Source organism: Thalassobacillus devorans MSP14, from assembly GCF_000496835.1.
In the GTDB taxonomy this organism is placed as follows: domain Bacteria; phylum Bacillota; class Bacilli; order Bacillales; family Halobacillaceae; genus Thalassobacillus; species Thalassobacillus devorans_B.
On the sequence record NZ_KI543237.1, the window covers coordinates 362,377 to 385,045 of the forward strand.

A 22,669-nucleotide genomic window follows, 5' to 3' on the forward strand; every position below is an offset into this window, starting at 1 on the left:
CAACACCTCCTATTCAAAGAAAATTCCTGCGGGTAGTTGTACATTCAATTGCATCACAAAAACTAGATAAATAAATAAATTTAAACCCGCTATTGTAAACACATAAGCCTTCCAGCTTTTCACTTGCATAAAACCTAGATAGGCGGCCATAAAGAGAATAGTTGCAGGAAAAAAACCGATATAAGTAAGGAGAAGGACATAGACAATCACGATGCCAAGGGTAATCAGAGGAGATTTGAGCAGTTTTACATTCAAAAGAGCTTCATCCCCGTCATAATTCAGTTCTTCTCCATTCCTTATCTTCTTTGTTTTTTTAATTCCTCCTGCAGCTATAAGGATTCCGAAAAATGCAAAAATAACCAATAATGCTTGCGGGTATTTAGCAGCTTCCTCAATAAGACCAAATGTTTTAATAAATAGGAAAATCGAAACCCCAATGATGATTAATCCTACATATAAATCCTGATGTATATTTTTACTCACGTTTCCTCCCCCTTCTAAATATGTAGCCGGGTAGTTATACCCGGCTCAATTTCAAATTACCATCCCATAAGATCTGATAAATCTTTCACTGCTTGTTCATCTTCTTTTAGTAACTGATCATATTCTTCACCATCTAAATATTCTACTTCCAGTCCCATTTCAGCCATTTTCTCTTTTTGTTCTTCGTTTTTGATTCCTTTTTCTAAAGCCGCACGAAGAACTTCAAGTTTTTCTTCATCAATACCTGCTGGTGCAGCTAAGCCACGTGCAGACCAGGAGTATACTTCATAACCTTCTTCAGCTAAAGTTGGTACATCTTCTAGGAAAGGAGACTTTTCTTTACCCATCACACCAATAATTTTGACTTTTCCTTCATTATGAAGCGAGGTCAACTCCCCAACATTGGCAAACAGTACATCAACATGTCCTCCCAGTACTGCCGCACGACTATCTGCAGACCCACCGTTATGAACAGCTTTAAATTTAGTACCAAATTTGTCATTCAACTTAAGAGAAGCATAATGATCATCACTACCAACACCAGTAGAAGTTGCTGTCAATTCATTTTCTTTGGCGTATTCAATTAATTCCTTGATATTGGTAAATCTTTCTTCATCAGCACGTATAGCAATTGCCCCGGGATCTACTACATGGTTAGCAATTGGTTCAAAACTCTCAAGGCTCTCGTCACGTTTATACTTTGGATCCAAATACCCTGTCATTAGGTTTGGAGTGTTGATATATCCAATCGTATAACCATCCGGATCAGCATTTGCCAGTTCAGTCCAGCCAACCCAGCCACCACCACCAGGTTTGTTAATAATATTCACATCCACACCCAGCTCTTTCTCTACATATGGAAAAAGAATCCGGGCACCAGTATCCGTTCCTCCTCCAGCAGCATAAGAAACAATTACATTTATAGGCTTATCAGGGAAACCTTCCGCATTTCCACTACTAGATTCTTCACTTGATCCTCCGTTAGTTTCTGAAGAATTTCCATTCGCATCCCCACTACATGCTGCTAACACCAAAATGATTCCAAATAACATAAGTATTGAGAGTAACTTTTTCACATCTTTCATCTCCTTTTATAAATTTTAAAACTCTTTTCTCAGCATCCTGCCCATGCATTCTTTGTGTCTTACCCCCTCCCTCATTAAACTTAAAAGTTCTCCCCTCTTGTAAAAGCGCTTTCATTTTTGGAACTAAGGAAGGCGAGTAACACAAAATTGTTCATCATGCCCCAATATTTCAGCTTTTACATGTTTTCCTGAGGCGACTTCTAAAATCTCTTGGTAAATTTCTTCCCCTACTTGCTCGAGGGTTTTTTCTTGATTCAGAACCGCGCCAGCATTGATATCGATATTTTCTTTCATTTTTATATATGTTTTTGGGTTACCGGTAATTTTGATTACTGGTATTCCCGGGAAACCAGTCGGAGTACCACGCCCGGTCGGGAATAAGATGATTTGTGCACCCGCTGCAACTTCCCCTGTTGACACTTCGCCATCATGACCAGGTGAATCTAAGAGAAATAATCCTTTCTTATCTGGTTGATGGCCATACCGGATCACCCCGCAGAATTCGGCATTGCCCGATTTCTTCATGCTCCCTAAGGATTTTTCTACCACACTGGATAGACCCCCATCATAGTTTCCTTTCGAAATGAGATGGGTCCGTGCTTTGTTACTAGAATTCTGAGTTTGTCTTCTAAGCTTTTCTTCCGTAGCACTTATGGTTTCTTTAATCGACCTTGCAACCTCGTTATCCACCGCTCTTCTAGCTAATATGTCTTCTGTCCCTATTAATTCAGTAATTTCACTTAATAATGACGAACCACCCTGGCTCACAAGTTTATCGGATGCATATCCCAGTGCAGGATTGGCTATAAGCCCTGAGGTCATATCCGAACCCCCGCAGTTCAACCCAACCATTAGTTCGCTAACTGGAAATTCCTCTCTCGTTTGCCTGGAAGCGATTTGCTGCATTTCTCGTGCGATCTTGCTCCCTGTTTGAATAGCAGCTAAAGAATCACCCTCTTCTTGAATCACTACTGTTTCTAACATTTTCTCAGAAGGGGCAATGCCCTTTGCCAGTTCATAGGGTGAAAAACGTTCACAACCTAATCCAACTACCACGACACCCGCAAAATTCGGATTCTTGCCTATCGCAATTAATGTCTTGGCTGTTACCTCGAGATCTTCTCCTACCTGGCTGCAGCCAACCGGATGTCTGAAATAAACGCATCCAGGTACTTGATAAGCGATCCGTTCCGCTACCTTAGCGGCACAAAAAACGGATGGTATAACAGCAATCTGATTTCGTATCCCTACTCGTCCATCTTTTCTGGCATAACCCATAAAAGTGTCGGTCAATCTACTTCAACCCCCTCTCACAATACATGTTGTGGGTATGTATCCATCCTCCTGTATTGACAACTTCGCTCATCTTCCCTATTTCCTCTCCATACTTTAAGACGCTTTCGTCTTTTCCAATTGGGCAAAGCGCCAATTTATGACCAAAACTAATGTCATCTAAAGCAGTAACCCACTGCTCTGATTCTCCCAGCCTAACCGAGCATTTTTCCCCTTTTTTCAAGTCCGATAGAGCTACAGCAACATTGTCATCAGGGTGTATGACGAGCGCTCCTTTTTTGGTTTGTGTAGCTGTTTCCAAGAGCCCCCCTCCTTTCTAATAAGAATAAACCGTAAGTTTTTTGGTTAAATCGCCAGTTTCATCAAAGGAAAGCTCATGTTCACCTAGAATTTCGAAACACCTGTTATCGTCTCCCATCTGTTTTAACACTGCTTTTGAAATGAATATATTACTTAAGTGCAGGGTGTTCGGAATTTGGACAACTTTACTATCACTTATGTCTTTATCTGGGCCGAGACTCTGGATAGCGGTTTCAATCGTTTCTTTTTCAGTTTCATAGATTAGTGGAATCATAGCTCGTTGAAGGTATGTACTGGTTAGTGCATTCGTGTAGGTAGATTTTTTGTCTATCTTGTCAAACAAACGTTTAGTGGTGAAATCAGCAAGCCCAACACCTTGAGCGTTACCAAATGAGGCATGATTAAGGTCTAAGACAGCAATTTTACTTATCCTTGGCTTCGTTGGTTCAGGTACACCATTGATCCTCCATCTCCCAATGATATTCGGGTCCATACCTGTTCCACTGAAACTCTTTCCCATTTCTTCTACAATCAATAGATCAATATCTTCAATTGGAAGCCGTGGCATCATCTTTTTTGACCACTTTAACAGTTCGGCTTCTTTTTGATGCCACTCGGATTTGTTTATTGCAACTATGTCGGAAGTTTCATCGTAGCCATTCTCGATAATTGCTAAGCCCATCAGTATATTTGTGTTTTCGAGGGCATACTTGGATACGCTTTCAATATTTTCCGCCATTTGTAATGCTCCATCACTATGTACAAAAGATGCACCTTTTCTTTTCCCTAAGCCGATAGTGACCATTTTACTGAGCCCGCTTTCGACATTGCCGCGAAATGCTGTATGAGCTTTGACGCGATTGACAACTATTATCCCATCAGCTTGATACGCTATTTTATCCATATACACGGGTTTACCATTCGGGGTCGTACCAATGAATTCTGTTTCCATTGATGAGCGGATTGGAGCTCCTACAGATTTTTCTGTAATACCCAGGTGCTTTAATACTTCCAGCTGTCCTTCTTTCGTGGCACCTCCATGACTCCCCATGGCTGGTACTAAGAAAGGGTTAAAACCCATGGAATTAAGCGTGGCCACTGTCGCTTTTAAAATTGCCACAATGTTAGTGATTCCTCTGCTCCCCGCTGTGATAGCTATGTCTGCAGAGAGAGGCAACTGACTTACAGGTAAGTTTTGCATAATTTCTTCTTGAACTTTTTGCTCCACAAAGCTAAGTTTTTCATTTGAAAATTTCTGTTTAATCTCCACCATTTTCACCATTATTTCCTCCCTTCTATTTTGATCTAATTTATAATATTAATATGGTCAGACCAATTAAAGTGTGTGAATATAAAATTTCGCAAATTATATTGAGTTGTTGTTATCTTATAATATTTCAGAAAATTTTGTCAAGAGTATTTAAACAACTTTTAAAATGGTTATAGCGGTTCATATCCTAAATCATGTGCTAAAGATCCACAATTAACTACATAATATTCTGAATTTTATTTCTGTTATTCCGATATTATGATAGTATGGTTATAAAGATAGTCCATACATATTGGTCATACCATAATATAAAATGATATTTATTAAGGAGGAAATAACATGACTGGGAAACAAAAAGAAACAAAACTTACCTCTTATGGAGATTCTGGCTTCAGCAAATTCATTAGACAGGCATTCAATCGACATCTGGGGTTTGAAAAAGAAGATTTCGAGAAGCCTGTCATCGGTATTTGCAATACGAAAAGTGAAATCAACCGCTGTCACTCCCATATCCAACCGATAATCGATGCCATTAAAAAAGGTGTATTAATGGCTGGGGGCATACCTTTGGAGTTCCCTACTATATCCCTTGGGGAAATCAATACCAGTCCGACCACGATGCTGTATCGGAATATGGCGGCTATGGATACAGAAGAAATGATAAGAGCCCAACCTATTGACGGAGTTGTTCTAATTGGCGGATGTGACAAAGTGACTCCTTCCCAACTGATGGGTGCAGCGAGCGCCGACATTCCCTCCATCATGATTACAGGCGGACCGATGAACAATGGTGAATATGAAGGGAGAACGCTTGGAGCTTGCTCAGATTGCCGTTTCTTCTGGCAAGAATATCGTGGCGGAGAAGTTGATGAGGAAAGTATTGAAGAGATCAACGCAGCTTTGGCACCTACAGCTGGTCATTGTATGGTAATGGGAAGTGCAAGTACGATGGCTGTTTGTGCTGAAGCGATGGGAATGATGCTTCCTGGAGGAGCGGCTATCCCTGCCACAGAGAATAAACGAATGAAACATGCCATTGACACAGGCAAAAAGATTGTAGAATTAGTTGAAAAAGACTTAAGGCCTTCCCAAATCATCACGAGAAATTCTCTTGAAAATAGTATCCGGGCATTGATGGCGGTTGGCGGCTCAACGAATGCTGTCATTCACCTCACAGCAATCGCCGGACGCCTGGGTATCGAATTACCTCTTGATTTATTTGATCAATTAAGCAGGACGACGCCTTTTATTGCTAATTTACGGCCAGCCGGTCAATACCAAATGGAAGACTTTTATAAAGCAGGTGGAACCCCTGCTGTTCTAAAAGAATTAGAGTCCCTCCTCCATTTAGATGAAATGACGGTAACATGTTCTCCTTTAAGAGACAGTATTCATGATGTCAAAGTATCTGATGTTTATCGAAATATCATCACATCCTTTGATTCTCCTTTACATAAAGAGGGTGGGATAGCTGTTCTGAAAGGTAACCTTGCACCAGATGGTGCTGTCATCAAGCCAAAAGCTGCTTCATCAGAATTATTGAAACATACCGGGAGAGCAGTGGTGTTTACATCTTCTCAGGATCTTGAAAATCGTATTGACGACCCTGAACTGGATATCAGTCCTGAGGATATCATGATTTTACAAAACACCGGACCTGTAGGAGCACCAGGAATGCCGGAAGCCGGGATGCTCCCAATTCCTAATAAGCTGCTAAAACAAGGGGTACGCGATATGGTGAGGATTTCAGATGCCCGGATGAGTGGAACAGCATTTGGAACTGTAATCCTGCACGTTGCTCCCGAATCAGCAGTCGGTGGACCAATTGGATTGATAAAAACTGGAGATATAATTGAACTCGATGTGGAAAATCGCAAGTTGGAACTTCACGTATCGGAGGAGGAATTACAGCAAAGGAAAACCGAATGGACAGCTCCGATATTTGAAGACAGAGGGTATACACGCCTCTATCAAAATCATGTCTTACAAGCAGACAAGGGATGTGACTTCGACTTTCTCCTCGCGACAAACAAGGAAAAAGTAAAAACAGAATAAAAGTCTCAGGACAAAAAAGGAATACTGATTATAATTGCCACAGACCGTAGGGGAAATCCCAACGGTCTTTATTTTTCGTATACTTTTTTTAAACAACATTAATCTTATTCGATGTTGAACTGTTGGTAGGGGTTATCCAACTGCTCCCCCCCCACGGCGTATGAGGAATTTGCCCGAACAGGGCAAAAAAATAAGCTTGCAGAAAAACCATAGTGTTTCTCTGCAAGCTGAGTCTATTCTCTAATCAGAATAGCCTTTTTAACACGACATTTACTTGTTGGCTGCTTCTATTTCTTTCCGTACAGATGATACTTTTAGATCTTTGACCGGGTTTACCAGTTTATTAAACCCATCAATCTGACATTCTACAACATCTCCATCTCTTATTACAACAGCTCCCGGGGTCCCTGTAGAGATAATGTCACCCGGTAACAGTGTCATAACTTTGGAATGAAAAGAAACCAGATCCCAAGGTCTGAAAGTCATATTGGAAACGACATTTTTGCGATGTAATTCCCCATTGATAACAGTGGAAACATTTAAATCCAATACCTCATCGACTTCATCAGGAGTAACGAGTTCCGGACCAAAACTGAAAAAAGAATCAAAGCTTTTCGATCTCGTTAAATACCGTGGGTTATGCTGCAAAATATCTTCAGCAGTCATATCAATGATCGTAGTAAAACCTGCAATGACATTTGGTACATCTTCTTCGCTTACATTTTTACACTCTTTCCCGATAATAATGCCCAGCTCAGCTTCAGCAGTTGTCCGCTCTGATTGGTGTGGGACTTTAATATGGTCCCCAGGGCCAATGATTGTTGTATCTGGCTTCATAAAGCTTGCCGGTTCTTTATTGGGTGCTTGTTCACTTAAGTCAGAGGCATGTTCTACATAGTTCAGGCCTATCCCCCATATTTTTCGTGGGTGCCTATATAAAGGTCCATACTCAACATCCTCGTTAGATATCACTTCAAAAAAGTCATCTAATTTACTTTCACCTTCAGTCCGGTACCATTCCTGTAAATGATTGAGTTGTCCTGATTGTACCAAATCGAATAAGTTTGTACTCCAATTGAGATTAAGGTTACGGTTAATGGATTCAATCAATATTGCACCCTTCTTTGTAATGACAGCAGCCTTTTCTTCTCCATTTCTTTTTACAGTAGCTAATCTCATACTTACTCTCCCCTTTTAATTTAATTATTCAATGTTAGACATAGGTTTTAATGAGCGTAGGCTCTATTTTATAGCGTTGTCCCACCTGGGCTAGTTCATCGATGACCTCCAGTGATAATGGAATGCCATTTTCCTCTCGTTCCTTTGCTGTTTCCATTTCCATTTCCCCAGGAAGGTATATCTTTTTTGCACCATCCATTAATGGAACTTCCCTTACTTCCCGTATGATTTGATCCATTCTCTTCTTAAATGTCTCCAGCTCCTGGAATAAGTCAGCTCGCATTACTAAAAAGAACTGCCCTACGTTTTGAGCATGGTTTAATTCCTTATATAAATCGCCAATATAAGGGCCGAATGCAGCGCCGGTAAAGAGTGCAGACAAGGTTTCCACTAAAAATGCTATCCCATACCCTTTATGTTCCCCGACAGGTAACACCACGCCATCCACTGCTTTACTTGCATTAGTGGTAGGAGTCCCTTCAGGCGATAACGCCCAACCTAATGGTATCTCCTGTTTATTTTTTTCTGCCAATATTATCTTTCCTCTGGCCACCTTACTTGTAGCCATATCAAATAAAATATTAGTTTCTTCACCAGCAGGTACCCCATACGAAAATGGATTGGTACCAAAGAAACGCTCCTTTCCACCCCAAGGAGGCATATTGGATGGAGCGTTGGTGGTAGCAATGGCAATACAATCATTATCAACAGCTTTCTTAACGTAATCTGCCATCATCCCACAATGATTGGAATTGTTGATGCCTACAATTCCGACTCCAGACTTTCTGGCTTTTTCAACTGCCAGTTCCATTCCATAGGTGGCGACAGGGATTCCTGAGACATTTTGAGCATCAATTAAAGCACTCACAGGAGATTCACGCTTGATAACCGGTTCAAACTTTTTATTCAAAAGGTTCTTATCCAGACGTTTTGTATAAATTCCCACTCGACTGACACCGTGAGAATCTACTCCTCTCAAGTTTGCGAAAACAAGGTGCCTGGCAGTTAATTTAGATTGTTCCCCGTCCAGCCCAGCTTTAAGAAAGATTTCTTCAACAAAGGTTTCTAAATTTTCTTTAGGAATCCGTTCTCCTTGATAATTATTCAAATACTAAGCACCCTTTCTTTTGAAGGACTTCATCCACCCATGTTCTATCCCATGTACCATCATAAATAGACTTGATGATTTCCACTTCTTTTGCTGCTAACTCTTTTGCATCTTTAGCTACAGCAGTAACATCTTCCTTAGGAATAATAATGACTCCATCATCATCTGCTACGACAATATCGCCCGGTGAAACAGGCACGTTACCACAGCTGATTGTTGTATTAATTTCTCCCGGTCCTTCTTTATATGGACCACGCGGAGTACCTCCTCTAGCAAAAACCGGGAATCCCATATCGGCAATACCTTTCAAATCCCGAACAGGGCCATCAACAATATAGCCCGCAATTCCCTTAACTTTCGCATAATGACACATGAGTTCCCCTAAAATGGCATTTCCCATGTCACCGCAGGCATCGATGACAATGATGTCTCCAGGTTTAGCAAGATCCATGGCTTTATGTACAAGAAGGTTATCTGAAGGATGTGTTCTCACGGTGAATGCGCTTCCAACAATGTGCATGCCAGGATGATTAACCGGTTTAATAGAATGATGCATCGCCCACTGCCTTCCCATTACATCGCCAATATTGGGGGTGGGTATATCTTGAAACCCTCTTATAACCTCTTCCTCTAATCTCTCAAAATTTTCCTTGATTCGGAACCCTACGCTTCTCATTCACTTCCTCCTTTATAATTTTATTATGGTCTGACCATTTTATAGTGAGAAGAACCTTACATCGGTTCTTTACTCTGCTTAATATTTGCCCAAATTTTCTTCTCATTTTGTGTAAGGTGATGCCTCATTGCTTCGGAGGCAGCCTGAGGATCTTTTAGTCGGAGCGCATTCAGTATTTGTTCATGTTCTTTGTATGCCTCTATAAATCTTCCCGGGACCTTTGAAGATTGCATTTTACTTACTCTCATTACTTCCTCAAATTTATTAGAAACCCTGTCAAACACATCTTTATAAATAGAGTTGTGGGAAGCAAGGATGATGGAGTAGTGAAATATATAGTCCTCTTCTAAACCCAGCGAGCCGGCCTTATGGGCATCTACCAGGTTTTGGTGTGCCTGGCGAATCACTTCTATATCTTTATCTGTAGCCCTGATAGCAGCCAATGCGACAGCTTCTACTTCCATTCCCCTGCGAAACTCTAAAACTTCTTGCATTTCACTGCGATCAAGCAGGTTGTTCGTTACCCTCTCCGCAATACTCTCTCCGTATAATTCTTTTAGGAAGATTCCAGCTCCGGTCCTTTTTTCAATGACTCCATTGGCGTGCAATACACTCATTGCTTCTCTGACAGCTGTTTTACTTACCTGGAATATTGTAGAAAGTTCATTTTCGGAAGGCAGTCGCTCACCCGGCCGTATCCCTTCCTCATGAATGTATTCTTCTATTGCCAGAATAATTTCTTCAAATAATCGTTTTTTTCTAATCGGCTTTAATGCCATTGCTATCACCATCTCATTAATTAATGTATTACCTTTATCCTGTTATTTGTTATGATGGTCTGACCAATATTCAGAAAATTTTTACTCTTACTAGCTACTTTATATAAAATCTACCGTTGAGTCAATACCCTACTCACTATTTTTGTATAAAGCTTTTTGGTAAAATATATTACATAAAGGAAAAGACGGTGATGATAATGAGTAAAAAATATCAACTAGAGACAGTACCACGAATGTTTGAGGAAGTCATACGACAAATCATCTTTTATATGCAGGACGAAGAATTAAAAAAAGGTGATAAACTGCCACCAGAAAGAAAATTAAGTGAATTACTTGAAGTAAGCAGATCTTCGGTAAGAGAAGGTTTAAGAATATTAGAACTTCTGAGATACCTGGAATCAAGACAAGGTGGGGGGACATTTGTCTCTGAACCACCCCCTTTTTTGATACCTATGACTATTACACAGAACCAAACCGACTCGAAAGAATTGAATAAATACTTTGATATCGCTTTAATGAACGCAGAGAAAATTATTTTTACATCTTTAAAACAGGATACTTCCATCAGTCTTCAGTCAGGAAAAACTGAAGATTTTTGGAAAGAATTTTCCGGATGGATCAATGAACTTGGAAAACAACTATCGAATGAGTATTACATCTCCATATGGAATAATATTTATGCCCTGTTAACCAATCATCATTTCTTCCAGACTGTTACATCGCCGTTAAAACTTGATGACCTGAAGATTGCTTTTTATAAAAAAGATCAACAAACCTTACAGGAATTTTTCCAATCCTTTCAGGAACAGTCTAACTCAGTGGACGGCATAAACGAAGATGGTTCCTATGACGAACATAGATAAAAGGTAGATGCCATTCCACTTGAACCCTACGTCCACGCCTGAGTGTTTGACGGAACCACTAACGAGTAGATTCAGCGGATTAACCGGACTTAATACTGCAGCCATTGACCAGGAAATCATAATCAGAAGTGCAAGAACTTCAGGTGAAGTACCAATAAAAGATGCATCCATTTGAGTGACAAGAACGGTAACTACAACGATCTGATGAATACCGATGAAGCATAAGGACACGATGATCCCCATCACTGCCAGTATGAATAATAGAAAAGACATCGAGGCAATATGATTAAGAAATTTCCGGATAGATGCTGCAATAATTGTACCTTGCAGCGCTTTTCCAAATAAGCCAGCACTAATGAACAGAACAACTTCATTGTTCATGCGTGGTAGTGAACGGTCTTTAAATTCAATAAAGTGTTTCTCAACACTTTTCCATTGCCTGGTGACTAGTGACCATAGGAGTGGGTAGCCTACAGATACCACGCTTACTAACAGCATCATCGGCCATTTAGTAATGTACTCCAGTAAGAAAATGGATCCCATTAACAAGGTGATAATTCCAATTAATGACCATAATTTTTTCTTATGAATATTATTTTGTTGAATGTTCACCTCTTTGACTTCGGTTATGGCCGCCTCTTCCTGTTTGCCTTGTTCTGTGCCATTAGATCTGGAATAAAATCGGAACAGCAGGTTACCTATGAACATTTGTATAACGGCCATGGTTAAACCAAGTGGTACATAGTTCGCAAAAGGAACTTCAAGATAATACAAGACCAGGGCTACGGAAGCAAAATACGGCGACCATAAAATAACAGTTGAAAATCCAACCAGATAAGACTTAGCCAATAGCACTGAGGAGAGTTTGATATCCTTGATCGTTTCGTGTAAAACACGTATAGAGCCCAGATTTAAGACCGGTCCCATACAAAATATAAAAAAAGAGATACTCCCGAAAATTTTCTTTGTATCTACCGCCATATTCTCCAAAAAGAACCGTACAGTCTTGAAATATCCTCTGATTTTTAAAGGGATGGATAGTAAGGGTACTAACAGGACTAAAACTAATAAAGGGAGATTCATAGTAATCCCACTAGAAATCTCAGCGATGCCCTCCCCTTTTGACAGCGTAAAAAATATTCCCAGCACAAACATAATACAGGCAAGCACACGAGGTGTACTTTTTGCGTGACGTAAACTTAAAAAGAAAACACTCAAACTGAGGAGTGCCAGGGCTATCTCAAAGTTGATGGCCTGTATAAAAAAGTTCAAAAAATAAAAAAGGCACATTCCTATAATCAGGTTACTTTTTATTCCAAAACTTCTATTTAATATTTGTTCTGCATGCACCTGTGCCACTTTCACTCCACCTTTAACCCCTTTAATGATTTCCTTTATAGATGTGACATAATAATATTAGCTAGACGACTACATGCTTTGGCGTTTGCTTTGTTAATGCTCGTAATAGATTTTCGGCTGCAAGATCAGCCATTTTTAATCTTGTTTGAATGCTGGCGCTCCCAATGTGAGGAAGCGTAACGACATTAGGCAAAGCCAGAAGTGGATGATCCACAGGTACGGGCTCTTGCTCAAACACATCCAGTCCTGCTGCCCAGATTTTCCTATGCTTAAGTGCATGATAAAGGGCCTCTTCGTCCACAATACCTCCTCGCGCCGTATTAATAAGAACAGCCGTTTCCTTCATCAATGAAAACTCTCTTTCAGATATAAGGTGATGCGTTTCTGAAGTATAAGGGGTCAGGACGCAGACAAAATCCGAATCACGTAAGAGCTCCTCCAGCCCTGCATAAACAACTCCCAGCTCTTCTTCTATACCATGCTTTCGATTCCGATTATGATATAAGATGTTCATATCAAATCCTTTTGCCCGCTTTATAACCGCTTCCCCAATTCTTCCCATTCCGATTATCCCCAGTGTCGCCCTATGAACGTCTTGCCCTGTCAGTTGCATCGGAGACCATGTTTCCCATTTTCCTTCTCGTAAATAATCAGATGATTCTACAATTCTTCTTGCCGTTGCCATTAACAAGGTGAACGTTAAATCAGCCGTCGTTTCAGTCAATACACCAGGTGTGTTTGTTACAGTAACACCTCTATTTTTAGCTGCAGTGATATCAATGTTGTTATAACCCACTGCCATATTACTGACAACCTTTAAGTTTCTCGCACCTGAAAGCAGCTCCTCGTCGATTTTTTCTGTCAGCATACAAAGCAAGCCATCGACTTCTTGCACCTCTTTCATTAAAATGTCCCGAGGTACCTCGACATCTTCTTCTTCCCACATTTTCACATCACAAATTTCTTCTATCTTTTTCACTAAGCGGCCATTCAATCTCCTGGTAATATACACCTTTGGTTTCACTGACTTACCTCCGATTCTCATATTATAAATTTTTTATTCATTGGAAAGTTATGCATGCTGGTTCCCTCCACAAGATTCTCGAATGATCAGTCGGGGATTTAGTCGTTACATCACTTTGTGTACGGTCTGGATTCTTTATAAATTTGAGTATTTTATTGAACTGGAACGATTCGCCTTTTCATTACGGTCAATTCGTTATTTGTTCTGCGGCTATCTGCTCAACCAATCTATACACCTTATTAAAAGGAACTTGATGGTTGATGGAAGCCTTTTTAATATCCTCATATTCTGGAGTGATTTTATAAATATCTCCGTGTCTATATCCGATTTTCACACTTACTGTCCCATAAGGGGTATCCACCTTTTGAAAACGCCGATCCAGTATGTTCCTCTCCCAATTTGACTTACGTACCCCAAAGGTACTGGTTTCTTTTAATAATAAGTCCTCGAAAAAGAAAGCGTCGTCCGGTTTGCTTAACACGGTAATCAATATACCAGGCCGGCTTTTCTTCATGGTAATCGGTGTATAATATAAATCCAGAGCACCATTAGCCAGCGCTTTTTCCATTAAATATCCCATTGCCTCTCCTGCCATATCATCGATGTGACATTCGAGCACTGTAATTGATTCCACTTTAGCATGATCTTCCGCTTCAAAAAGTACCGCTCTTAAAACATTTGGATGATTAAAATCTTTCTTCCCTGCTCCGTATCCTATTTTTTCTATACGCATAGCTGGCAGGGGGCCAAAATCGCTAACTAAGGCTTTGATGAAACCCGCACCTGTAGGTGTCGTCAGTTCACCTTCCACCTGGAAGTCGGCTAAAGGCACCCCTTTAAGTATTTCTGCCGTAGCAGGAGCAGGAATTGGATAAAGTCCATGTGCCATCATTAATTTTCCATAACCTGTCGGAACGGGTGAAGCGATTATTTTATCGACTTCTAAATTCTCTAAGGCAAGACTTACGCCGATGACATCGATAATGGAGTCCATGGCTCCTACTTCATGGAAATGCACTTCAGAAGGATCCATTCCATGTATTTTCCCTTCCGCCCTGGCAATGACTTCAAAAACAGAAAGGCTTCTTTGTTTTACCCGCTCAGGCAAGTCACTTTCTTCAATCATCCGGAAGATCGTTGAAGCATGGCGATGAGAATGATCATGATGATGAGTAGAATGATGAGCATGGGAATGGCTATGAACAGAGGACGCTGCTGTATGGAAGTGCTCATGAGCAACTTCATCAAATTGAAGTACTAACTGTTTAGAAGAAATTCCTTGTTTATCTGCCTGTTTTACGTCCATGGTAAATGGATCAATGGGCAGCTTTTTTAACTGAGATGTGATGTACTCTATATCAGCACCTAAATCGATTAGCGCAGACAAGGTCATATCTCCAGAAATACCGGATTGACAATCAAGATAAAGGTTTTTCATGTTCGACCTCCTCTGAGGCAAGCTGTAAAATTAACGCAGCCTGATACGCAGCCCCAAAACCATTATCGATATTTACGACACTCATTCCAGAAGCGCAGGATGTAAGCATCGAGAGAAGTGGTGTCAACCCTTCCATATGTGCCCCATATCCTACGGAGGTCGGGACAGCAATTACCGGTCTTTTGACCATCCCGCCTACAACACTTGGCAGAGCCCCCTCCATACCGGCGACTACGATCAGTACACTTGCCTGGGTGATTTCTTCCCGATGAGCAAGTAAACGATCAATACCGGCGACCCCGACATCATAAACCCTCTTCACTTTACAGCCCATCCATTCGGCTGTAAGTGCAGCTTCTTCTGCAACAAATAGATCCGAAGTACCCGCACACAACACTAATATTTCTCCCGGATACCTTCGGGTCGGTTCGCCATATAATAAAATTCGTGACGTTTCATCATATTTCGCTTGTGGAAACGTTTCTTGCAATGATAACGCTTTCTCTTTAGATAAACGGGTGACCATCACTTTTTCATGGTGGTCGATCAACCGGCTCATTATTTGAGAAATATGGTCTGCTGACTTTCCTTCTCCATAAATCACTTCAGGGTAACCTGTCCGTTGTTCGCGATCAGTGTCTACTTTACAAAATCCTAAATCTTCGAATTTTTTCAATTGGTTCACCTTCAGTCTTTTTACTTATGTAAATAATCCATCTATGAAACCCACCATATAAATATAATAGAGTCCATAACCAATACTTAAAATAGCAGTCGCTTTTGTAAGAACAAAGCTGAGTCGGTTCTTATTTACAGCGAAAAGAAATGGAATACTAAGGGCAAATGTGAATAAAAGCATCCCTAAAATCGTTCCAGTCCCGAATGTGCCAATATAGAGAAGCGCATCCTGGAGTGAATCAACCATAGAAACAACCAGGAAAGTCATCGCCGCACTCCCTGCAAGTCCATGGACTTGTCCAATAAACATAGATTTGAGAAACAAATTGCCTGATGTGTTTCCACTTTCCTTTGGAGCATGGTTTTTTGCTGGAAAAAACGTAGAAATCCCTAAATAAACCAGCATGATACCAACGCCTAATTCAAACGTCTTTTCCCAGGTTCCTGAAATACTGGTTTGGGTGAAATGTAAAACTAAAAAGATGAACAGTAAAGTGAGAGTATGTCCAATTCCCCAAAACACACCTAAGAACCCTGAGCGCCATGGAGATTTATTTTTTCCAACGATAGTCGACACAGCTACAACGTGATCCGGCTCCAAAGCATGTTTGATACCAAGCAGAAAGCCAACTCCAAGAATCGCGAATAGACTTTCCATAGCTATTGCTTCACTGCCTGTTTTAGGGTTTTGTTCATGCTGCCACTTTTATAGCCGGACAAATCCAACGTAACGTACGTATAGCCAAACTCTTGCAGTTTAGCGGTAATCTCACTATGGTGCTGAAGTAAAACAGGCATGTCCTGTGGTTCAACTTCGATTCTGGCGATTTCTCCATGTGTACGAACCCGAACTTGACGAATCCCTTTAGACCTGACTACTTGTTCGGATTTATCTATTCTCCTCAGTTTCTCGATCGTTATCTCTTCACCATATGTAATCCGGGAAGAGAGACAAGCAAAGGAAGGTTTATCCCAAGTGCGTAACCCCATTTGCTGAGATAATTCCCGGATCTCATTTTTGTACAGATCAGCTTCCTGCAAAGGGCCCCGGACATTATATTCCCTTGCTGCTTTAGTGCCAGGTCTATGCTCTCCAAGGTCATCTGCAATCAAGCCAAAAGCAATGTTTTTATAACCCTGTTCTTTCATAATCGGGATAAGGTGTTCAAACAGGCTTTTCTTGCAGAAATAGCAGCGGTTGGCCGTATTCTCTGAATATCCTGGTATATTCAGTTCAGAAGTTTCGATTACTTCATGCCTGGCATTAAGCTGCGCTGCAAGTTGTTTTGCTTCCTGAAGTTCTTCAAGGGGATAAGTTTCACTATCCGCTGTCACTGCGAGTACATTTTCTCTTCCGAGGGTATCCAGAGCTACTTTCAACAAAAAGGTACTATCCACGCCACCAGAAAATGCAATCACAACCGTTTGCATTTCATTAAGAATTTCTTCCAACTTTTCTAACTTATGATTTAACAATGAAACCCTCCTCCTCTATTTCTTTTTATAAAACCAATGATTATTTACTCTATATTAACACTATTCCGACAATTTCTGCTATCGTTTTTCCATCATTCATCAACAAAAGGGATAGTTAATGGTCCTAATGGCAAGACGGCAACACTCATATTTTCTCCATAAGTATTTTTTAAGTCTTTTAATGTTTGAATAATATCCTGGGTTGGTTTCAGCATGGCCTTTTTCACCTGTTCATCTGCGAGCCTGGAATAAACATACACGTCAGCCCAGACTTGTGTTACTGCCTGCTTTTGCACCTGCCACTGGTCAAACATTTTAAAATCGGGATCATTGATCATTTCCAGTAATGCCTGAGGAGTTTTTGCCATTTCAAAAATTTTCGAGTAGTTTCCATGGTCAGGAAGTCCATCCGCACATTCAGCAGCTATGATGATGGCACCTCCTTTTTTTACGATTTTTTGAGCGGCACTCATCCCTTTGACAGCCTGATAGAGGTTTTGATCGAGAGGATAACCGGAGTTGGAAGCAACGACCACATCAAAACGTTCTTCGCACTGAACCATAGCATGCTCTTTAGCAAACCTGCAGCCTCTATCATGCGCTTCATAGAGCTCGCCAGCGAATACAGCTGAAATTTCTTTTTCCCTGTTCAGTGTCACGTTCAGCATAAAATGTGGTTTACACATTCGGTTGATTTCCCGCGTCATTTCCTGCACTGGGTTATCATCCATATTCCCCCATGTCGAACGTGGGTCCCCTATCATTCTGGCATTATGAAAAGTCATGATTGTTTCTATGCCGGCAATACCAGGCATGACTCCCTTCGGACCACCAGAGAATCCGGCAAAAAAATGAGGTTCAATAAAGCCTGTTACAATTCGAAAATCTGCTTCCACATAATCTTTATTTAAATATACATCGCATCCGAATTTACTTCTCCCAAGGTTGACCAGGGTATCTTTATCATGACAATGATTATTTACGATACGAATATTCTCAACTACCCACTCGCCAAGCATATGGACAAATTCTTCTCTTGTTTGATCCCGGTGCGTTCCTGTCCCATTGATGATAACAAAATTCTCTAAGGGAACATGGTTCAGTTCTTCTATCAATCCCGGAACTAACAGGTGGTTAGGGGTTGGCCTGGTGATATCACTGATGACAATCGCCACCGTATCACTGGATTTCACCATATTTTCTAAAGGTGGGGTGTTAATCGGATTTGCCAGAGCCTGGCGGATCGCTTTGTCTTCATCTTTAACTTTGGGCAGGTTTTTCGGTTCTACTAAAAAAGATTGTTCTGGTAATTCCAGTTTCAGTCCTTCTTTGCCATACAGTAATGTTGTTTGCACCTGAAAACCTCCGATATCTTTTTCTATCATTGTATACTGTTTCCTGCTCTTCGTCATGAAAGATTTCCAGATTTGAATATCATTTAGTTACTTGTAAAAAACTAAGCAGCCTTATTACCAGTAACTATAAGGCTGCGAAATTCAAACGATTATTTTCTTTTCATTTTTTCTATCGCTTTTTGGTGATCCTCATGAAATACACTGAGGGCCATCTGTGAAGAAACATAGTCCAGGGATTGACGAAGGGACATACTCATCCCTTCTTTAACTACCCTTTTCATCATTTGGATGACTTCTTGTGGTCCATCAATCAGCTTTTTGACATAATCAAGGGTAAAGGCTTCCAGTTCCTCATGCGGGACAACATGGGTCACCAGGTTCATCTCTTTAGCTTCCTTTGCCGTCTTTACTTCTCCACTCCATAACATTTCCAATGCTTTGTCCATCCCAATGATTCTTGGGAGGTAATAACCGCCACCATCTCCAGGAACGATGCCTGCATGGATATACGCTTCACCAAGTTTTGCCTTTTCCGAACAGATCCTTATATCACACATAAGCGCCATATCCAGTCCCGCTCCCATGGCGTGGCCGTTGATCATTGCAATCATAGGCTTATCAATTTCATCCATTAAAAGCGGAATTCGCTGGATGTTCTTCCAAAGGCTGTTTTTTACATGAAGGGGGGTGCTGATAAAATCATCGTCCTCTTCATTCGTTTTTCCGATAAATCCTTCCCCGGCGATCATAGACTTTACATCCCCGCCAGCACAGAAAGCACGCCCCGCCCCTGTCAGCACACCGACTAGAATATCAGGGTCGTCTTTGATCTCCGTCAATGCCGCAATCCATAAGTCTAACATTTCTTTACTGAAGGCATTTAACTTATCAGGACGGTTCAGAATGATATAGGCAATCGATCCTCTTTTATCCAGTAACAGTTCGCTCATAGGAAGAAACCACTCCATCCTCTACTAATTTATCAATTTCGTTGTCGCTGTAACCAATACCCTCTAAAATTTCCCTGGTATGTTCGCCTAATAGATTTGAAGAAGATTGAACTTTCACTTCCGATCTCGAGAAATGGATAGGTGTCTTAATGACCGGGACATCTCCAAGTTTCGTATGTTTACTATTGGCTATTACATCATGCCCTTTGATCAAATCACTGTTCACCAATTCATCGATCCCCCAAACCGGCCCATGGAGAACATTTCTTTCTTCGAATCTCTCACACCATTCTTCTGTTGTTTTCTTCTGGAACACTTCGTCTAAAATAGCTGCTAACTCAGAACGATGGTTGACGCGTTTGTGATTCGTATCATATTTCTCAATCAGTAAGTCTTCTCTCTCAATCGCCCGGCAAAAAGGCTCCCATGCATGGTCGGCTTGCGCCCCGGCCATGATCCAGCCATCTTTCGTCGGGAAAGCCTGGTAAGGGACTACCTGAGAATGCTGATTTCCCATTGGTTTTGGATTTTCGCCGGTGGCGATATACTGGCCAAACCGGGTAGACAGATTCAACACCATCATATCGATCAGATTAATATTTATTTTCTGTCCCATATTACTTTTTTCCCGCTCGTATAATGCTGCAGAAATCGCTCCAAATCCAATAAAGGCGGTCGTGTTATCTGCTATCGGCACACCAGGAAGGATAGGAGGAGAATTTTCATCCTCTGCCGTCATACTCATCACTGCCCCCATCCCTTGAATGATAGGGTCCATGCCAGGTCGCTTGACGTATTTAGGGTCATATCCAAATGCGGAAATACTGAGGTAGATCAGTCTTGGATTAATCGCTTTTACTTTCTCATATCCCAATCCCAGCTTATCCATGGTACCAGGACGGAAATTCTCTATAATGACATCTGCACCTTTGATCAGTTTTAAAATGGCTTCATAACCTTCCTCTTCCTTTAAATTGATTGAAAGTCCTTTTTTCCCATGATTATACGCTACGTAAAGGAAGCTTTCACCGTCTTTGAAATAAGACCCGGACTTCCTTACTTGATCTCCAGCCGGAGATTCTACTTTAATTATTTCTGCACCAAGGTCAGATAATATATTTCCGCAATAGGGGGCTGAAAGCCAGTGTGTAAATTCCAGCACTTTGACCCCTTTAAATACACCTTCGTTCACCATTGATTTCCTCCCTGCTTATTAACATTTTGCAAATCCATGCTAAACAAATACCCAGACAGATCTGCCCAGGTATTTGTTTACAACTAATATCCTAATAAACCACTTAAATCCTTTACGGAGCTTTCATCTTCCTCAAGCATGCTCTTATATTCCTCTGGTCCCAAATGCTTAACTTGTAAACCTTGGGCCTCCATCTCCTTTATTTGCTTCTCATTCTCGATCGCTTTCTTAAAGGCTTTACTCAAAATCTCAAGCTTCTCTTGCGATAACCCCGCCGGTGCCCCGATTCCTCTAGCTGATCTCGAAGTGACTTCAGGATAACCTGACTCCTCCATCGTAGGAACTTCTTCAATGAAAGGGGATCTTTCTTCGGTCATAACAGCTACAGCTTTTAACTCTCCGCTTTTATGCAGATTTGCTGCCTCCCCAACTTTTGCTACAAATACATCAACATGACCTCCTAAAACCTGAGCAGATCCCTCTGCCGCCCCTTTCGTATGTACAGGGGTGATATTTGTATCGTAAAACTTATTAAGCTTTAATATTGCCATGTGATCATTACTGCCAACCCCGGAGGTAGTAGCAGTTATCTTATTATTTTGTGCATATTCTACTAACTCTTTTATGTTGCTGAAACGGACATCATCCGGTCTGATGGCAATTACTCCCGGATCCAGCACGTGGTTAGCGATAGGCTGGAAACTTTCGAGACTCTGACTGCGATTAAACTTCGGATCCAGATAACCGGTTATAATGTTCGGAGAATTAAGGTATCCGATCGTGTAGCCGTCCGGTTCAGCATTTGCCAAGTCAGCCCAGCCGACCCAGCCAGCGCCCCCTGGCTTATTGATGATATTGACCGACACTCCCAGCTCTTCTTCCAAATAAGGTTGTAATATTCTTGCACCTGTATCTGTCCCTCCACCGGCAGCATACGATACAATCAAATCAATCGATTTTTTCGGATAAGCTTCCTCTTCCTGTGCAGTAGTATTACTGCAGGCTGCCAATACCAAAATCACTCCTAACACCAATACGTAAAGGTATTTCCTGAACATTAAATCCCCCCTGTTTTTTAAGTCATTACCAAATAACGACTTCTTAAGATTGGTTTTATTATAGGGGAAAATAATTTTAAAAAATGTAAAATATTTTATATTTTCTGAATTTATTTTTTATTTATCTCCGCTTTCAATTCATTCATGCGAATAATGAAGTTTCTTCCTTTAGTTTCAACCAGGTTTTTCTCGCGTAGTGTCTTAATGTGGTTGGCAATTGTTACTCTTGTTGTACCTATTAATTCGGCTAAGTCATTATGTGTCACTTTAAAATCTACGAAAGTAGTATCACCTTCAGCTTGTTTGCCATATTTAACACAGAGTTCTAACAAAGCTTTGCATAGTCTTATGTACGAATGTTTAAACGAAAGATCCAAGGATTGCCCGGTTAAACTTCTGATTCTGATGCTCATGATGTGGAAGACTTGCATCATCAGATCAGGGTTAGACATTACCTGATCAATGAATTCCTGTCTTTCATACTTAATGAGAGTCGAATTAGTGACAGCCGCCGCACTTAAAATATATTTCTTTGACTCTTCGAATAAGGAGGAGGTGCCTAGTATGCTATTTTCACCTACATACCCAACAATCTTTTCACTGCCATCCGGTCCTGTTAGGAAGAGTTTCGCTTTCCCCTTTTTCACCAGGTAAATCGTATCCATCTCTGTTCCTTCGAGAAAAATGATTTGATTCTTTTTATATTCATAGGAAGGGGCGTCCTTTAATTCTCCCCAATAATACGGCGGGTTCTTGATCCAGAAATTAGGCAATACGATATCTTCCACTATCCTCATCTCCTCTAAGGTAGTTAATATTCTCCAGCAGGTTTATATTAATAATTATCATCTTAGCATTTTTTAGCAATTGTTTTAATATTCAGGTGAATTTTATGATGAAATAAAGACAAATTTAAAAGATGTTCTGGTGATTCCATGACCTTGAAAAATAAAAGATAATTAACTAAAGTTGTAATCCTTCTCATGGTTGTTGCTTAGCTTGAGTAAACGTTACCTAGGCAGCTTTTCCCAAGAATAGAGTTCTT

Annotated in this window: 22 protein-coding genes; 2 read left to right on the plus strand and 20 right to left on the minus strand. The window is 40.8% G+C overall.

Annotation, left to right across the window (positions count from 1 at the left end):
- Positions 1-9: 9 nt before the first annotated feature.
- The 5 genes from P855_RS0112245 to P855_RS20885 all read right to left on the minus strand — a co-directional run bounded on the left by P855_RS0112245 (position 10) and on the right by P855_RS20885 (position 4,443).
- A complete protein-coding gene (locus P855_RS0112245) occupies positions 10-483 on the minus strand; it encodes a tripartite tricarboxylate transporter TctB family protein (protein WP_028783849.1) in 474 nt (157 codons plus the stop codon).
- A gap of 56 nt (positions 484-539) precedes the next feature.
- Positions 540-1,559, minus strand: coding sequence for a tripartite tricarboxylate transporter substrate binding protein (locus P855_RS20880; RefSeq protein ID WP_161628820.1), 1,020 nt, complete (start codon positions 1,557-1,559; stop codon positions 540-542).
- Between the two features lie 132 nt (positions 1,560-1,691).
- Positions 1,692-2,861, minus strand: a complete 1,170-nt coding sequence (locus P855_RS0112255) for a UxaA family hydrolase (RefSeq protein WP_028783850.1) — start codon at positions 2,859-2,861, stop codon at positions 1,692-1,694.
- A gap of 1 nt (position 2,862) precedes the next feature.
- On the minus strand, positions 2,863-3,162 hold the full coding sequence (locus tag P855_RS0112260; RefSeq protein WP_028783851.1) for a UxaA family hydrolase: 300 nt from the start codon (positions 3,160-3,162) through the stop codon (positions 2,863-2,865).
- Between the two features lie 15 nt (positions 3,163-3,177).
- A complete protein-coding gene (locus tag P855_RS20885) occupies positions 3,178-4,443 on the minus strand; it encodes a lactate racemase domain-containing protein (RefSeq protein WP_037986039.1) in 1,266 nt (421 codons plus the stop codon).
- A 327-nt stretch (positions 4,444-4,770) separates the two neighbouring features.
- Here P855_RS20885 and P855_RS0112270 point away from each other — a divergent pair, with 327 nt between their 5' ends.
- Complete coding sequence (locus P855_RS0112270; RefSeq protein WP_028783852.1) at positions 4,771-6,486, plus strand: IlvD/Edd family dehydratase; 1,716 nt, start codon at positions 4,771-4,773, stop codon at positions 6,484-6,486.
- Between the two features lie 270 nt (positions 6,487-6,756).
- Here P855_RS0112270 and P855_RS0112275 read toward each other — a convergent pair whose 3' ends face one another.
- The 4 genes from P855_RS0112275 to P855_RS0112290 are packed head-to-tail and all read right to left on the minus strand — an operon-like array spanning position 6,757 to position 10,228.
- The gene (locus P855_RS0112275) at positions 6,757-7,665 is read right to left on the minus strand and encodes a fumarylacetoacetate hydrolase family protein (protein ID WP_028783853.1); all 909 of its coding nucleotides are present in this window, start codon (positions 7,663-7,665) and stop codon (positions 6,757-6,759) included.
- A gap of 34 nt (positions 7,666-7,699) precedes the next feature.
- Positions 7,700-8,773: an Ldh family oxidoreductase gene (locus P855_RS0112280; protein WP_051353197.1), complete on the minus strand. Its 1,074-nt coding sequence runs from the start codon at positions 8,771-8,773 to the stop codon at positions 7,700-7,702.
- Positions 8,766-9,449 carry an RraA family protein gene (locus tag P855_RS0112285; RefSeq protein ID WP_028783855.1) on the minus strand — a complete coding sequence of 228 codons (684 nt, stop codon included), beginning with the start codon at positions 9,447-9,449 and terminating at the stop codon, positions 8,766-8,768. Before P855_RS0112285 ends, P855_RS0112280 begins: the two co-directional genes overlap by 8 nt.
- 56 nt (positions 9,450-9,505) lie before the next feature.
- Complete coding sequence (locus P855_RS0112290; RefSeq protein WP_028783856.1) at positions 9,506-10,228, minus strand: FadR/GntR family transcriptional regulator; 723 nt, start codon at positions 10,226-10,228, stop codon at positions 9,506-9,508.
- A 191-nt stretch (positions 10,229-10,419) separates the two neighbouring features.
- Between P855_RS0112290 and P855_RS21535 the strand changes: the two genes are divergently transcribed.
- The gene (locus P855_RS21535) at positions 10,420-11,091 is read left to right on the plus strand and encodes a FadR/GntR family transcriptional regulator (protein WP_051353198.1); all 672 of its coding nucleotides are present in this window, start codon (positions 10,420-10,422) and stop codon (positions 11,089-11,091) included.
- Here P855_RS21535 and P855_RS0112300 read toward each other — a convergent pair.
- From P855_RS0112300 to P855_RS0112350, 11 genes are all read right to left on the minus strand, one after another.
- On the minus strand, positions 11,044-12,450 hold the full coding sequence (locus P855_RS0112300) for a hypothetical protein (RefSeq protein WP_028783857.1): 1,407 nt from the start codon (positions 12,448-12,450) through the stop codon (positions 11,044-11,046). The two genes, P855_RS21535 and P855_RS0112300, sit on opposite strands and share 48 nt — an antisense overlap.
- A 61-nt stretch (positions 12,451-12,511) precedes the next feature.
- Complete coding sequence (locus P855_RS0112305; protein WP_028783858.1) at positions 12,512-13,474, minus strand: 2-hydroxyacid dehydrogenase; 963 nt, start codon at positions 13,472-13,474, stop codon at positions 12,512-12,514.
- A 187-nt stretch (positions 13,475-13,661) separates the two neighbouring features.
- Positions 13,662-14,912, minus strand: coding sequence for a nickel pincer cofactor biosynthesis protein LarC (gene larC / locus P855_RS0112310; RefSeq protein WP_028783859.1), 1,251 nt, complete (start codon positions 14,910-14,912; stop codon positions 13,662-13,664).
- Positions 14,893-15,588, minus strand: a complete 696-nt coding sequence (gene larB / locus P855_RS22090) for a nickel pincer cofactor biosynthesis protein LarB (RefSeq protein WP_037986041.1) — start codon at positions 15,586-15,588, stop codon at positions 14,893-14,895. Before larB ends, larC begins: the two co-directional genes overlap by 20 nt.
- A 24-nt stretch (positions 15,589-15,612) precedes the next feature.
- The gene (locus tag P855_RS22095; RefSeq protein ID WP_028783860.1) at positions 15,613-16,248 is read right to left on the minus strand and encodes a hypothetical protein; all 636 of its coding nucleotides are present in this window, start codon (positions 16,246-16,248) and stop codon (positions 15,613-15,615) included.
- A 2-nt stretch (positions 16,249-16,250) separates the two neighbouring features.
- Entirely contained in the window at positions 16,251-17,066 is an 816-nt protein-coding gene (gene larE, locus P855_RS0112325; protein ID WP_028783861.1) for an ATP-dependent sacrificial sulfur transferase LarE, read from the minus strand.
- A 92-nt stretch (positions 17,067-17,158) separates the two neighbouring features.
- Positions 17,159-18,421, minus strand: coding sequence for a nickel-dependent lactate racemase (larA, locus tag P855_RS0112330; RefSeq protein ID WP_028783862.1), 1,263 nt, complete (start codon positions 18,419-18,421; stop codon positions 17,159-17,161).
- A 149-nt stretch (positions 18,422-18,570) separates the two neighbouring features.
- Entirely contained in the window at positions 18,571-19,371 is an 801-nt protein-coding gene (locus tag P855_RS0112335; RefSeq protein ID WP_028783863.1) for an enoyl-CoA hydratase/isomerase family protein, read from the minus strand.
- The gene (locus tag P855_RS0112340; RefSeq protein WP_028783864.1) at positions 19,349-20,566 is read right to left on the minus strand and encodes a CaiB/BaiF CoA transferase family protein; all 1,218 of its coding nucleotides are present in this window, start codon (positions 20,564-20,566) and stop codon (positions 19,349-19,351) included. The genes P855_RS0112335 and P855_RS0112340 overlap by 23 nt, the downstream gene beginning before the upstream one ends.
- Before the next feature lie 83 nt (positions 20,567-20,649).
- Positions 20,650-21,624: a tripartite tricarboxylate transporter substrate binding protein gene (locus P855_RS20900; protein WP_051353199.1), complete on the minus strand. Its 975-nt coding sequence runs from the start codon at positions 21,622-21,624 to the stop codon at positions 20,650-20,652.
- Positions 21,625-21,734: 110 nt separating this feature from the next.
- Positions 21,735-22,412, minus strand: a complete 678-nt coding sequence (locus P855_RS0112350) for a Crp/Fnr family transcriptional regulator (RefSeq protein ID WP_028783865.1) — start codon at positions 22,410-22,412, stop codon at positions 21,735-21,737.
- Positions 22,413-22,669: the final 257 nt, after the last annotated feature.

Bases quoted from the DNA above. Each gene is read 5' to 3' on its own strand.
- P855_RS22095 (WP_028783860.1), bottom strand. From the start codon at position 16,248: ATGGAAAGTCTATTCGCGATTCTTGGAGTTGGCTTTCTGCTTGGTATC.
- P855_RS0112340 (WP_028783864.1), bottom strand. From the start codon at position 20,566: ATGGTGAACGAAGGTGTATTTAAAGGGGTCAAAGTGCTGGAATTTACA.
- P855_RS0112270 (WP_028783852.1), top strand. From the start codon at position 4,771: ATGACTGGGAAACAAAAAGAAACAAAACTTACCTCTTATGGAGATTCT.
- P855_RS21535 (WP_051353198.1), top strand. From the start codon at position 10,420: ATGATAATGAGTAAAAAATATCAACTAGAGACAGTACCACGAATGTTT.
- P855_RS20885 (WP_037986039.1), bottom strand. From the start codon at position 4,443: ATGGTGAAAATGGTGGAGATTAAACAGAAATTTTCAAATGAAAAACTT.
- P855_RS0112285 (WP_028783855.1), bottom strand. From the start codon at position 9,449: ATGAGAAGCGTAGGGTTCCGAATCAAGGAAAATTTTGAGAGATTAGAG.
- P855_RS0112335 (WP_028783863.1), bottom strand. From the start codon at position 19,371: ATGAGCGAACTGTTACTGGATAAAAGAGGATCGATTGCCTATATCATT.
- P855_RS0112290 (WP_028783856.1), bottom strand. From the start codon at position 10,228: ATGGCATTAAAGCCGATTAGAAAAAAACGATTATTTGAAGAAATTATT.
- P855_RS20900 (WP_051353199.1), bottom strand. From the start codon at position 21,624: ATGTTCAGGAAATACCTTTACGTATTGGTGTTAGGAGTGATTTTGGTA.
- larC (WP_028783859.1), bottom strand. From the start codon at position 14,912: ATGAAAAACCTTTATCTTGATTGTCAATCCGGTATTTCTGGAGATATG.
- P855_RS0112275 (WP_028783853.1), bottom strand. From the start codon at position 7,665: ATGAGATTAGCTACTGTAAAAAGAAATGGAGAAGAAAAGGCTGCTGTC.